The sequence below is a fragment of the Aquabacterium parvum genome, from assembly GCF_001447195.1.
Lineage (GTDB): Bacteria > Pseudomonadota > Gammaproteobacteria > Burkholderiales > Burkholderiaceae_C > Aquabacterium > Aquabacterium parvum.
This window is the reverse complement of sequence record NZ_LFRI01000174.1, coordinates 80,105-93,427: the sequence shown is the minus strand read 5'-3', so window position 1 is coordinate 93,427 and position 13,323 is coordinate 80,105. Positions and strand designations below refer to the sequence as shown.

Below are 13,323 nucleotides of genomic sequence, written 5' to 3'. Positions count from 1 at the left end.
AGCGCAGACTGGCTCCATTACGCCGATCCGCCGCTGGCTCCAATACGGCGATCACGCACTGGATCCATAACGCCGATCATCGGCTGGCTCCAATATGCCGATCACGAAGTGGCTCCATTACGCCGGTCGGTGACACCAAGTGACCGTCTGATTCAACGCATCCGTCCTCGTGGACAGGCGGCCCATCACGTCGTAGGTTTGCGAATAGCCCTTCTGGTCAGCATAGATCTTCTTCTTCACGCGCCCCCGAAGATCACGCTCCCACGTGGTGACGTTGTTGTTCGGATCAGTGAAGGTCTTGAGCTTGCCGTTGGGAAAGTAGGTGTAGCTGTACTTGCGAGTCACCCCTGCGCTGACCGGCTGCTCAACCAAGGTCAGCTCGCGGTTCGCGTTGTAGGTGTAGGTCGTGGTCACACCGGCACGGTTGGTGTACGAAGCCAGATCAAGCTTGTCGTAGCCCCACTCCTCAGTCGTGCCGTCGGGGTATTCCGTCCGGATTCGACGGTTGAGCCCGTCATAGGCGTGAAAAACGGCGCGCCCCTCGGAATCAGCCTGGGCAACCAGGTTGCCTGCATCGTCGAAATCGAACGCAGCGGAAGTGCGCTCAAAAGCGTTGTCGATGGAGGCCAATCGACCGTTGGCACCGTAATGAAAGGTGCTGACCTGGTTCAGCGCATTGGTGATCGAGGTGACCTGCCCCTTGTCGTTGTAGGTGTAGGTCGTTGTGCGACCCGCAGCGTCCGTGTAAGTCAGCGGCTGATGCTTGGTGTTATACGTGAACGAAGCCACCTGCGTGTATGCCGACGCGGTGGTCTTGCGGTTGATGGTTAGAACATCGATGCCGTTGGTCGCATAGCCAAACTTCAACTCACGGCCAACAGGGTCGATGATGGAGGTTGGATTGCCTTGCGTGTTGTATGCGCGCTTCTCGGTTTGAGCAGAGCCATCTGGCAGCATTCGAATGATTTCGATCGGCAGCGCGGAGGAGCCTTCGGAAGCACTGTCGCTCTGGCCTGCATATTTGAACCAGGTTCGCCTATCAGGATTTGCCACCGAGCTTTCCAAGACTTGCGACGTCTTCCCGTCAGTGCCATGAAGAAAATGCGAAACCAAGGCCTTGTTGTAGTCCGGAAGAATGGCCCCAGGCGGGTAGGCAATACCGTGGACATGCTTATCCCAATAAAAGGCATTCCTGTACTGCAACCAGTCATTGCGAAAGCCCGCTGGGGCCACCAAATCCTTGGCCGCGACACCAGACGCCATGTGATCAAACTCAAACCGTTCATTGAGGCCCATGGGGTCTTCAACCGAAAGCCATCGGCGCACGTCGTTACCTGATCCCGACTCACCATGCAAAAACGTCGTTGGGCCATATGGCGTGTTCATGAGATTGACGAAATCGGCACTCGACGCTGAGCCGTACTCGAACGCAGACATCAGCCCACCCGAATCGGTGATGCTGTTCAGCCTGCCATCTGGGTTGAAGGCAAACACCGCACTTTGGCCCGCAGGGTTCGTGACGCGAGAGATCAAGAGTGGTGATTGGGGCGCCTCATAGAAAACCTCAGTGACGCCTCCAGCCGCATCGACGATGGTCTTGAGCCTGTTTTGGTTGTCGTACGTCAGGTTCACCGCGTTGCCATGAGGGTCGACCACGGCGGTCAGGAACACCCGACGAGGGCTGGCAGTGCGCCCATCGCTGTGCCCATAAACCCACTTCGAACCGTCTTTGCGGTTGAGCTCGTATCGAACAGGCGAATCGGAGACGCGCTTCAGAACAGAGCGATCCAACTTGGATGCACTGAAAAGACGGGTGGTGCTGTTGTATCCAGTCTCGTCACGAGATCCTCCTCCAGGCAGAAACCTCAGGACCGCTGCCGTGAGGTTGGTTGGGTTGTCTTCGACGTAGCTGAGCCAGTTGTGGGTCCACTTCGGGCCCAAGTGGCCATAACTGGGAGCAACAGGCCGGAGATCCTCGCGTTGGTTGTACGTAACGGTGAACGACACCGAAGGGCCATATGCAGGCTTGTAGAAGACGGGGGTGTCTTCAATGTTCAAGCTCACCAACATGCTGTGCACGTTGTACTTGGGGCAGCCATTGGTGCACTCGGTTGGCTTGGCCTTCACGTCGTCGGAGGACGTGGCCTTGGATGACCCCTGTTGGGTCAGACCACGGCCATAGACGTTGGCCTGCTCGCCAGCGCTGGCCACGCGCCAACCGTCAGGCAAACGTTCCTGAGACAACACGAAGTAACCACTCGACTCTGCTTCAACAGCTTCACGCGTCATCCACAAGTCAGTTCCGAACGTCGGATCCTTGACGTGATAACGCTTGCCATCAAAGCCAACGATGGCAGCATAGTGATTGAGTTTCCAGTGAGCGACAGAGGGCACCGGAATGTCGGCACCTGCTGGACGAACGGCAGGCACCCAACCCAACTTCGCCTGTTTGATCAGTTGACTCAACTGCGCCAGAGAAACGCCGTTGGGGCCTGATCGGTACGACTGCAAAAGCTCACGCCCCTTCGTGTCTTCGGGCTTGAGCAACTCAAGGACGTTTCTAGCGGCCATGGGGCCGCACAGGTAGGCCACGCCTGGGTTGTTTCTCATGGCCCAAAGGCCCTCGCGGGCGCCAGCCACGGCCTCTGTTGCTGGCCCACTCAGGGGGCGATCTTTGATTTGTTCAAGCAGCGCAGCCACATCGGTGTCATGCCCCAACCTGGCGTGCATGCGGATCAACTCACCCACGGCCCTGTCCGCCATGGCCTTGGGCTGCCCTTGAACGGCCTGCTTTCTCAGCGACCAGGCCTCTTTCCAAACGGCCAGTGCTCGCGAGAAATGTCCGAGCCGGTAGTGGTGCAGGCCGAGGTTGACCAGGATGGAAAGATGGTAAGGCGCCCCCAACTCAGATCGCCCGTGTGTTTCCAAAACGGAGACGTCATCGTCGAGACCCAAACGAACCTGCCGGTCAATGGCATCGATCAGCGACGCCTTTTCCAATGCTGATACGGGCCTCACCGGAACGAACTGTTCATCAAAAGGACCAGCAACTGTCCCCTCAGTGAAAGACATCGACTGAGCACTCGGCGCTCTTCGATCTTCGATCTTCGACGGTCGTTTGCTGCAAGGGTGCAGCATGACATGCCGCTGACACCGAGCCTAAACCGATCACGCACGCGGCAACACCGCGCGCCATCCATGCAGACATGGTCATCGCACCACCCTATTTGATTGTGATATGCGTCAGATCCTAGTGATCAGCGCTGCACGCGTCAACCCCGCTACAGACACGAATTCGCCCTTGCAGCCAAAGCACGCGTTCGTCACACCGCATTCATCTGGCACCCATAGCCTGATCTCCGGTTCAAGTCAAACACTCGTTACTGCCCAACACCCCAAGGAGTCCCCAGAGATGTTCGTCCGCACCCTGAGCGCCCACACCGCCGCCACCGCCACCGAGTCGGCTCACCACGGCGCCCACCAGCCCGCAGCCGCCAAGCCCCTGCTGATCGCCCAACGCGGCGCCTCCGGCTACGTGCCTGAGCACACCCTGGCCGCCTACTGGCTGGCCATCGAACAAGGCGCCGACTACGTCGAGCCCGACCTGGTGAGCACCAAGGACGGCGTGCTGGTCGCCCGCCACGAAAACGCCATCGCCATCGTCGACGCCTCGGGCGCCATCAAGGAAGCCACCACCGACGTGGCCGACCGGCCCGAATTCGCCGACCGCAAGACCACCAAGCTGATCGACGGCGTGAGCATCACCGGCTGGTGTCACCGAAGACTTCACCCTGGCCGAGCTCAAAACCCTGCGCGCCCGCGAGCGCCTGCCCCAGCTGCGCACCGCGAACACCCGCTTCGACAACATGCTCGAAGTGCCCACCTTCGAGGAAGTGCTGCAACTGGTCGCCCAAGCCAACGAGCGTCGCCATCAGCAGGCGCTGGCCAAGGGCGGCTGGAAGGCCGCGCTGAAGGTCAAGCCCATCGGCGTCTACCCCGAGACCAAGCACCCCACCTACTTCGATGGCATCGGCCTGTCGCTGGAAGAGCCGCTGGTGCGCACGCTGCACAAACACGGCTATCGCTTCAAGACCTCACCGGTGTTCATCCAATCCTTCGAGGTCAGCAACCTGCAGGACCTGGCCAAGAAGACCCGCGTGCCCCTGGTCCAGCTGCTCAGCGCCTCCGGCAAGCCCTACGATTTCGTCATCAAGGGCGACGCGCGCAGCTACGCCGACCTGGCCAAGCCCGAGGGCCTCAAGGAGATCGCCCGCTACGCCAGCGGCATCGGCGCCAACACCAGCCTGATGATCCCCTTGGTGTCGGGTCGCCTGGGCACCCCCACCTCGCTGGTGCAGGACGCCCACGCCGCCGGCCTGATCGTGCACGGCTGGACCTTCCGCGCTGAAAACATCTTCCTGCCCAACGAGTTCGACAGCAGCGCCAACCCCGCCGACCTGGGCGACCTGGCCGGCCAGATCAAGGCCTTCCTGAACCTGGGCATGGACGGCTTCTTCAGCGACCACCCCTTCCTGGGCCGCCAGGCGATCGAGCAGTTCAGCGCCGACTGAGCGCCGCCCCTCACAACAGCCAGGCCAAGACCCTGTGGGTTTTTTTGGGGGGGAGGCGGTGCCGCATGGCCAGCTTCAGGCACCGATGCGACAATGCCCCGGTGACTTCCGCCCCCACCCACCTGCTCTACCTTCACGGCTTTCGCTCTTCGCCAAAGTCCTTCAAGGCGCAGCGCCTGGCGCGCGAGGTGCAAGCACGGCAAGCCCAAGGGCAAGCGCTGATCTGGTGCTGCCCGCAACTGCCACCTTCGCCCCAGCAGGCCATGGCCGAGTTGCGTGAGCTGACCCAGCACTGGCCCACCGAATCGATGGTCGTCATCGGCTCATCGCTGGGGGGCTTCTATGCCACGGTGCTGGCCAGAGAGCGGGGCTGCCGCTTCGCCGTGATCAACCCGGCCGTCCAACCCGCGCGTGACCTGGCCCGCCACATCGGCGAGCAGTCTTCTTTCCACGACCCCGAAGCCCGGTTCTTCTTCCGCGAAGAATTCATCGAGCAGTTCCGCGCGCTCGACCCCTACCCCATCGACCACCCGGAGCGCTGCTGGGCCCTGATCGCCGAGGGCGACGAGGTGCTGGATTGGCGAGAAATGGTCAGCCATTACCAGGGTGCGCGCATCCACCTGCTCGATGGCAGCGACCACGCCGTCAGCGATTTCGATGAGCACCTGCCCCTGCTCATGCGCTGGCTGTTCCACTGAAATCAAGCCCAAAAAAACGGGCCACTCGGGCCCGTTTGCTTCGATGCGGAGGCACTCGCCTCAGGCGGGGCCAAGCCCGCCGCACATCACTTCTTGTTGCGACGGCGCAGCAGCACGCCACCCACCACGGCAACGCCGGCGACCAGCATGGCCCAGGTGTCGGCCTCGGGCACCGGCGAGACCACCGGCAGGTTGCCCTGAGCCGCGACCACATTCGGATCCAGTTGCTGAGTCGCGAACGCGGCGGGAGAAGACACGGCAGCAGCCAGGGCTGCGGCAACAAAAACAAATTTCATGGTGAAGACCTCCAAAGTGGGACGCGATGCGTCGTCCGGGGGCAAACGAGCCTTGTCAAAGGCCACAAATTGCTCACCACCGCATCTGTGACTTAATTCTCACACGACCATGGTCTTTTGGGCACCCCCAACCCGTCCAAAGTGCATCGCGCTGTGAGGGTTTTTCACCATGCGCACGGCGCCTGCAACCGGGGCCTGCCCGCCGGGCTCGGGCGCCCAGCCCCGAAGTGGGACAATCGCGCACCGAAAACGCTCCAGACCCCGATCCCCCATGTACGCCCTGTTCGACGACGCCGGCAAATTCCTGGCAGGCCGCGTGATGTCCGAAGCCGACGCCTCGATGCAGATCGAGCTCGACTCCGGCAAACGCGTGAAGGCCAAGGCCGCCAACGTGCTGCTGAAATTCGCCAAGCCGGCCCCGGCCGAGCTGCTGGCCCAGGCCGCCGCCCAGTCGACAGACATCGACCTGGACCTGATCTGGGAGGTCGCCCCGGCCGAAGACTTCGGTTTTGACGAGCTGGCCCGCGAGTACTTCAGCGAATCGGCCGACGCCGTGCAGCAAGCCGCCATGCTGATGCGCCTGTTCGAGGCGCCGCACTATTTCCACCGCCGTGGCAAGGGGCGCTTCAAGAAGGCGCCCGAAGACATCCTCAAGCAGGCCCTGGCCGCCATCGAGCGCAAGAAACAGCAAGCCCTGCAGATCGAGCAATGGGCCAAAGAGCTGGCCGCCGGCACCTGCCCCCCCGCCATCAAGGAAGAGCTCTACAAGATCCTCTTCAAGCCCGACAAGAACGGCCCGGCCTACAAGGCCGTGGTCGAGGCCGCCAAGGCCACGCAGCGCGCCCCGCTCGACCTGCTGAAAGACGCCGGCGCCATCGACAGCCCCTACCAGTTCCACTTCAAGCGCTTCCTGTTCGAGCACTTCCCCAAGGGAGTGGGCTTCCCGGCCCTGGAGGCACCTCCGGTCAAGGACGAGTTGCCCCTGGCTGCGGTCAAGGCCTTCTCCATCGACGACTCGATGACCACCGAGATCGACGATGCGCTGTCGGTGCAAGGCCTGGGCACGGGCAGCGTCACCTACGGCATACACATCGCCGCACCGGGCCTGGCCATCGCGCCGGGCACGCCGGTTGACCAGCTTGGTCGCGCGCGGATGTCCACCGTCTACATGCCCGGTCACAAGATCACCATGCTGCCCGACAGCGTGGTGCAGGCCTACACGCTGATCGAAGGGCGTGACTGCCCCGCCGTCTCGCTGTACGTGACGTTCGACGAAGCCACGCTGGAAGTCAAAACCAGCGAAACGAAGCTCGAGCGCGTGCCGATCGCCGCCAACCTGCGCCACGACCAGCTCGATGGCGTCATCACCGACGCCACGCTCAGCGGCGAGGCCCCGGCCGACTACGCCTTCGCGCCCGAGCTGGCCTTCGCCTTCCGCCTGGCCAAGCACCTCAAGGCCCAGCGCGAGGTCGTGCGCGGCAAGCCCGAGAACTTCAACCGCCCGGACTACAGCTTCAAACTCATCAGCGCCAATGGCGAGAACACGATGAGCGACGGCATCGAGCCGCAGGGCGACGAACAGGTGATCATCGGCACCCGCGCACGCGGCTCCGCGCTCGACCTGATCGTGGCCGAAGCCATGATCCTGGCCAACAGCACCTGGGGCGGCTGGCTGGCCGAACTCGGCGTGCCCGGCATCTACCGCAGCCAGGCGAGCCTGGCGCCCGGCATCAAGGTGCGCATGGGCACCAAGGCCCTGCCGCACGCCGGCATGGGCGTGGCGCAGTACACCTGGGCCACCTCGCCGCTGCGCCGCTACGTCGACCTGGTCAACCAGTGGCAGATCATCGCCTGCGCGAAGAATGGCCGCACAGCCGCCCTGGTGGCGCCGTTCAAGCCGAAAGACGCCGAGCTGTTCGCCATCATCTCCAACTTCGATGGGGCCTACAGCGCCTACAACGGCTTCCAGTCGAGCATGGAGCGCTACTGGACGATCAAGCACCTGGGCCAGGCCGGCATCACCGAGCTCGATGCCGCCGTCATGGTCAACGGCCTGGTGCGCGCCGACACCCTGCCCCTGGTCTTCAAGGCCATCGGTGCCGACTCGCTGCCGCGCCACGCCAAGGTGCGCGTGCGCATCACCGGTGTTGACCTGCTGACCCTGGACGTGCACGCCAGCGTGATCGCGCGCCTGGACGAGGCCGAGGCAGGCGAGGCACCCCAGGGTGATGCCGGAGACGAGGACGACACCGAGGTGCTGGACAATGCGGGACCGCTGACGCTGGCCATCGACCTGGCCGATGCGGAACCGGGCGAAGCCGCCAGCGCACCACAGGGCAGTACAGGGGGCGCGGCGGCCTGACCGGGCCCCGACTCCCATGCGCCGGCAGGCGCAACCGAATCACGCGCCACAACGCCCCAAGCCGAGATGCCCAGCCGCCTGACCGCCCTCTGGAAGTCACTGAAGTCCATCAGCCTGCTGCAGGCCTGCCTCGGCGTGTCCGTGGCGGTGCACGCAGCACTGTTCGGCTTTCGCTTCATCGACCCGGAAGGCTTCAACCGCACCTTCCAGGACACGCCCCTGGAAGTCATCCTGGTCAACGCCGGCAGCGAGGCCAAGCCCGACAAGGCCCAAGCCCTGGCGCAACAGAACCTGGCTGGCGGCGGCGAGGCCACCGACAACCGCCGCGCCACCTCGCCCTTGCCGCCCTCGCCCACCAACGAGATCGGCGAGTCGCTGGAGCAGACCGCGCGCATGATCGACCAGATGCAGCGCGAGCAGCAGCAACTGCTGGCCCAGATGCGAGACGAGCTGGCCGCCCTGCCGCCGCCCCAGCCGCGCAACCCCTCGCAAACCGAGCTGGCGCGCGCCGAAGAAGAAAAGCGCCGTCAGCTCACCAAGCTGCTGGCCGAGCTGGAAAAGCGCATCCAGGAAGAAAACGCCCGGCCCAAGAAGCGCTACCTCAGCCCCGCCACGCTGAGGTCGGCCGACGCGCTGTACTACAGCGCCTTTCGCACCCGGGTCGAGCGCGCAGGCACCGAGCAATTCCCCAGCAACAACGGTCAGAAGCTGTACGGTGAGCTGATCATGGAGGTCTGGATCAACCGCGCCGGCAAGGTGGTCGATGCCATCGTGGTGCAGGGCTCCGGCAAGCCCGTGCTCGACAAACGAGCGCGCGCCATCGTGCTGCGCATGGGGCAGTTCGAGCCCGTGCCACCCGAGGTCAGCGCGGGCCACGACCTCATCCTCATCACCTCGCGCTTTCGCTTCACGCGCGAAGCCGGCTTCGAAGCCACCACCCAGGCCGCGAACCCCGGCTCGACCCAACCCGCTCCCCAGCCCTGACCTGACTCGCACATGACCGCCCCCGACCGCTACGCCGTCGCCGGCAACCCCGTGGCCCACAGCCGCTCGCCGCACATTCACTGCCTCTTCGCGCAACAAACCGGCCAAGCCGTGGACTACGGCCGACTGCTCTGCCCGCTCGATGCCTTCGCCGCCGAAGTGAAAGCCTTCGCCGCCGCTGGCGCCAAAGGCTGCAACGTGACCGTGCCCTTCAAGTTCGAGGCCTTCGAGCTGGCCAGGCGCCGCAGCCCACGCGCCGAGCTAGCGCAGGCTGCCAACACCCTGCGCTTCGACCTGCCGGAACAAGGCGGCTGGCTGGCCGACAACACCGACGGCGTGGGCCTGGTGCGCGACATCACCATCAACGCCGGCGTGCCCCTGGCAGGCCGGCGCGTGCTGCTGCTGGGCGCGGGTGGCGCTTCGGCTGGCGTGCTCGGCCCGCTGATCGAAGCCCGCCCGGCCGAGATCGTGATGGCCAATCGCACGGTTGAAAAGGCGCAAGCCATCGTGGCCCGCCATGCCGAGTGGGCGACAAAGCACGGCGTTCAACTCAGTGCCAGGGGCCTGGCGGATGCCGGCACTGGTTTCGACGTGTTCATCAACGGCACCGCAGCCAGCCTGGCCGGCAGTGGCGTGCCCGTGGGCCCCGAGGTGCTCAAGCCCGGCAGCCTGGCGCTGGACATGATGTACGGCCCAGCCGCCCAAGCCTTCCTGGACTGGGCTCGCTCGCACGGCGCCGTGGCCCGCGACGGCCTGGGCATGCTGGTCGAGCAAGCGGCGGAGAGCTTCGCCATCTGGCGCGGTGTCCGCCCCGACACCGCCCCTGTGCTGGCGAACATGCGCGCGCTGGTCGACACGGCCTCGGCTCACTGAGCCTTCCCAACCAAGGAACCCCAAGATGCGCGCTGTCTGGCGGATCACCGTGCTGCTCGTGCTCAGCGGCCTGAGCCTGCAGATCTTCTTTGCGGCGCGCATCGCCCTGATGAACGTGCTGGATCCGCAGTCCACCACCTTTCAACGCAGCGAGTTCGCGCGCATCCTGCGCACCGAAGGCCGCGTGGCCTGGGCCCAGGAGTGGGTGCCAGGCGAGCAGGTCTCTGACAACCTGCGCCGCGCCGTCATCGCCTCGGAAGACGCCAACTTCGCCGACCACAACGGGGTCGAATGGGACGCGCTGGAAAACGCCTGGAAGAAAAACAGCGCCGCACAGGCCCGCGCCGAGAAAAAACGCGCCGACGCCATGGCCCGCCACCAGCGTGCGGTGGAACGCGCTCGCAAGCGTGGCCGGCCGGAGCCAGCCACACCCGATGTCAACCAGGTCACGGCCAAGGTCATCGGCGGCTCGACCATCACGCAGCAATTGGCCAAGAACCTGTTCCTCAGCAGCGAGCGCAACTTCCTGCGCAAGGGCCAGGAGTTCGCCATCACCTTCATGCTCGAGGGCCTGCTGAGCAAGCAGCGCATCCTCGACATCTACCTCAACAACGTGGAGTGGGGTGAAGGCGTGTTCGGCGCGCAAGCCGCGTCGCACCACTACTTCGGCGTTGACGCGGCCAGGCTGGCGCCCATTCAAGCCGCACGGCTGGCGGTGATGCTGCCGGCGCCCAAGCGCTTCGAGAAATCACCCCGCTCGCCGTATGTGAACGGGCGCGCCGGCACGATCGCGGCGCGCATGGGCTCGGTCGAGCTGCCATGAAAAAAGGGCTTCTGTTCAGAAGCCCTTTTCACTCATCGAGGCCCGGGCCTTCAGCCGGCGTCGCCCACCGGCTCGAAGTCCACCTTGTCGCGCACCGCGCAACCGGGGCAAGACCAGTCATCCGGGATCAGCTTCCAGGGTGTGCCCGGCGCGAAGCCTTCGTGCGGGTCACCCGCGGTTTCGTCGTACACGTGATCGCAATTGGGGCAGCGGTATTTCATGTTGTCAGCTCTCCTCGGTGCCGTCTGCTGAATCAGGCGCGACCTGCTTTCACGTCGGCCGCGAACGAAGCGTACTTCTTCATCAGGTCCTCGCGCTTGTTCGGTGCGAACTGGATGCGCTCCAGATCGCCCTTGTAGTGACGGATCACACGCTTGTTCATCACGGCAAACCAAAGCGGCGTCAGGTACGCGAGCGTGATCATGCCGGCGTAGCCAGAGGGCAGTTGCGGGCTGTCTTCGAAGTGGCGCAGGGTCTGGTACTTGCGCGTCGGGTTGGCGTGGTGATCGCTGTGGCGCTGCAGGTGGTAGAGGAACAGGTTGGTCACCGTGTGGTTGCTGTTCCACGAGTGCTCGGGCTGGCAGCGCTCGTAGCGGCCATCGGGGTTCTTGCGGCGCAACAGGCCGTAGTGCTCCAGGTAGTTCACGACCTCCAGCAGCGAGAAGCCGTACACCGCCTGGATCAGCAGGTAGGGCAGCACCACCACACCAAAGGCGATCAGCAGACCACCGAACAGCACCACCGACATCGCCCACGATTGCAGGTTCTCGTTGTCGGTGCTCCAGACGCCCTTGTTGAAGCGCTTGAGGCGCTCGGCTTCGAGCTCCCAGCCCGAACGCAGGCTGCCGATCACGGTGCGCGGCCAGAAGGCCCAGAACGATTCGCCAAAGCGCGAGGTGGCCGGGTCTTCGGGCGTGGCCACGTTCTTGTGGTGACCGCGGTTGTGCTCGACGTAGAAGTGCCCGTAGAAGGTGGGCGCCAGCGAGATGCGAGCCAACCAACGATCGAGCTTGTCCTTCTTGTGACCCAACTCATGGGAGGTGTTGATGGCGATGCCATTGATCACGCCCACGCTGATGGCCAGGCCGACCATGTCGTACCAGGGCATGTCGATCAGGGCGATCATGGCCGCGCCACCGATGGTCACGGCGATCTGGATGGGCACGAAGGCGTACAGCACCCAGCTGTAGTAGCGGTCGTTCTCGAGCGCCTGCAGGGCGCTGTCAGGGGGGTTGGAAGCGTCCTCGCCGAACAGCCAGTCGAGCACCGGCAGCACGGCGTGCACCAGGGCAAAGGCCACCCAGAGCAGCCAGCTTTGCTGCGTCTGCCAGTAGCCGGCCAACACAGCGGCGCCGATCAGGGGGATGGCGGGCCCGAGCAGCCAGAGGTAGCGCTTGGGGTCGGACCAGCGCGCAGCCGGCGTGGGAGACAGGGTGGCTTGGGACATCTCGAAAACTCCTTGGGGATGACGCCAGTGTCTTGATTTGGCGCAAAGACGGGAAGCCCGGATCGACCGCTGCACCATCGCGATCCGCCGGCCATCGATCAGGGTCTACCCGAGGTAGAACAAGCCCGATTCAAGCTTGGCTTTTCGCAATGGATATCCGGACTTTTGCCGCGATCAGCAGCTCGACTTCCGTGGCAAGCTCTGGGCAACATGGACACCCTCAGCCTGATCCTGGACGACATGCACTTCGATGGTGTCGTGTTTGCCTCGTCCGTCAATGCGCCCCCCTGGTCCTGGCACCTCGCCGTCGATGGCCTGGGCTGTGCGCACGTCATCACCCGAGGCCAGGCCTGGCTGATCCGCGACGGGGCCGAGCCCTTGCTGCTGGAAACCGGCGACCTCGTCGTGCTGCCTGGCGGTGTGCCCCACACCATCCAGGACCGCCCGAACACGTCGGCCGCCCCACGCGACCTGCTGCCGCTCATGGCCCGGGACCTGGCCGACTCGCGCCTGGGTGGCCAGGACACGCCTCAGTCGTGTCACCTCATCAGCACGCACGCACGCTTTGACGTCAACATGGCCGCGCCGCTGGTCAAGGCCTTGCCGCCGGTGCTGCACGTGCGCGGGTTGGGCGAGGCGCCACCGCCCTGGCTGGCCGTGGGCCTGCAGTTCCTGGCACTGGAAGTGGCGCATCAGCGCCCGGCCCAGCAAGCCATCCTCAACCGCATGGGCGACATCCTGTTCATGCAGTGCATTCGCGACCACGTCGAGTCGGTGCCGGAAGGCTCCGGCAACTGGTTGTCGGCGCTCAAGGACCGGGCCCTGTCAACGGCGCTGGCGCTCATCCACCGCGAGCCGCAGCGCAACTGGACGGTGCCCGAGCTGGCCAAGGAGGCCTGCTTGTCGCGCTCGGCCTTCGCCGACCGATTCACGCAGACGCTGGGCGAGCCCCCTCTGACCTACCTCACGCGCCACCGCATGCGCCTGGCCGCTAGGCAGCTGAGCACCTCTGCGCTGTCGGTGGGCAAGATCGCCGAGCAGGTGGGTTACGCCTCGGAGGCGGCGTTCAGCCAGGCCTTCAAGCGCGAACACGGCTTGTCACCTTCGGCCTGGCGTGCCCAACGGATCAGCGAAGGGGTTGCGCACGGCAGCACCGTGATGTCACCCCGGCAGGAAGCAGCCTGAGTCCTGCGTCGCCTGCCCAAGGCACCTGCCTGCTGGGTCTTGGCGCTAGGGCCTGGGTCATCGCGGAGTGGGCGAAGACCGCCC

At 64.5% G+C, this 13,323-nt stretch carries 11 protein-coding genes and 1 pseudogene; 8 read left to right on the top strand and 4 right to left on the bottom strand.

Annotation, left to right across the window (positions count from 1 at the left end; translation table 11 throughout):
- Nucleotides 1-117: 117 nt before the first annotated feature.
- Nucleotides 118-3,072 (bottom strand): cysteine peptidase family C39 domain-containing protein, encoded by a 2,955-nt coding sequence (locus tag ABG80_RS07210; RefSeq protein ID WP_160322478.1) that lies wholly within the window; start codon nt 3,070-3,072, stop codon nt 118-120.
- A 166-nt stretch (nt 3,073-3,238) separates the two neighbouring features.
- On the opposite strand from ABG80_RS07210, the pseudogene ABG80_RS23930 reads away from it, so the two are divergent.
- The 3 genes and pseudogenes from ABG80_RS23930 to ABG80_RS07200 all read left to right on the top strand — a co-directional run.
- Nucleotides 3,239-3,631 (top strand): annotated as a pseudogene (locus ABG80_RS23930) (glycerophosphodiester phosphodiesterase family protein); the annotation flags it as partial.
- A 160-nt stretch (nt 3,632-3,791) separates the two neighbouring features.
- Entirely contained in the window at nt 3,792-4,571 is a 780-nt protein-coding gene (locus tag ABG80_RS23735) for a glycerophosphodiester phosphodiesterase family protein (RefSeq protein WP_321166039.1), read from the top strand.
- A gap of 101 nt (nt 4,572-4,672) precedes the next feature.
- Entirely contained in the window at nt 4,673-5,269 is a 597-nt protein-coding gene (locus ABG80_RS07200) for a YqiA/YcfP family alpha/beta fold hydrolase (protein ID WP_235513769.1), read from the top strand.
- An 86-nt stretch (nt 5,270-5,355) separates the two neighbouring features.
- Here the strand turns inward: ABG80_RS07200 and ABG80_RS23235 are convergent, their stop codons facing one another.
- Nucleotides 5,356-5,565, bottom strand: coding sequence for a PEP-CTERM sorting domain-containing protein (locus ABG80_RS23235; protein ID WP_058087069.1), 210 nt, complete (start codon nt 5,563-5,565; stop codon nt 5,356-5,358).
- A 271-nt stretch (nt 5,566-5,836) separates the two neighbouring features.
- On the opposite strand from ABG80_RS23235, the gene ABG80_RS07190 reads away from it, so the two are divergent.
- From ABG80_RS07190 to ABG80_RS07175, 4 genes are all read left to right on the top strand, one after another.
- Entirely contained in the window at nt 5,837-7,927 is a 2,091-nt protein-coding gene (locus ABG80_RS07190; protein ID WP_058087068.1) for a ribonuclease catalytic domain-containing protein, read from the top strand.
- 66 nt (nt 7,928-7,993) lie between these two features.
- Nucleotides 7,994-8,911, top strand: coding sequence for an energy transducer TonB (locus ABG80_RS07185; protein WP_058087067.1), 918 nt, complete (start codon nt 7,994-7,996; stop codon nt 8,909-8,911).
- 12 nt (nt 8,912-8,923) lie between these two features.
- A complete protein-coding gene (gene aroE, locus ABG80_RS07180; RefSeq protein WP_058087066.1) occupies nt 8,924-9,784 on the top strand; it encodes a shikimate dehydrogenase in 861 nt (286 codons plus the stop codon).
- A 25-nt stretch (nt 9,785-9,809) separates the two neighbouring features.
- Complete coding sequence (locus ABG80_RS07175; protein WP_058087065.1) at nt 9,810-10,607, top strand: transglycosylase domain-containing protein; 798 nt, start codon at nt 9,810-9,812, stop codon at nt 10,605-10,607.
- Nucleotides 10,608-10,657: 50 nt separating this feature from the next.
- On the opposite strand, the gene ABG80_RS07170 is transcribed toward ABG80_RS07175, so the two are convergent.
- Nucleotides 10,658-10,828, bottom strand: a complete 171-nt coding sequence (locus tag ABG80_RS07170) for a rubredoxin (RefSeq protein WP_058087064.1) — start codon at nt 10,826-10,828, stop codon at nt 10,658-10,660.
- Nucleotides 10,829-10,860: 32 nt separating this feature from the next.
- On the bottom strand, nt 10,861-12,054 hold the full coding sequence (locus ABG80_RS07165) for an alkane 1-monooxygenase (protein WP_058087063.1): 1,194 nt from the start codon (nt 12,052-12,054) through the stop codon (nt 10,861-10,863).
- A gap of 210 nt (nt 12,055-12,264) precedes the next feature.
- Between ABG80_RS07165 and ABG80_RS07160 the strand changes: the two genes are divergently transcribed.
- Complete coding sequence (locus ABG80_RS07160) at nt 12,265-13,239, top strand: AraC family transcriptional regulator (RefSeq protein ID WP_058087062.1); 975 nt, start codon at nt 12,265-12,267, stop codon at nt 13,237-13,239.
- Nucleotides 13,240-13,323: the final 84 nt, after the last annotated feature.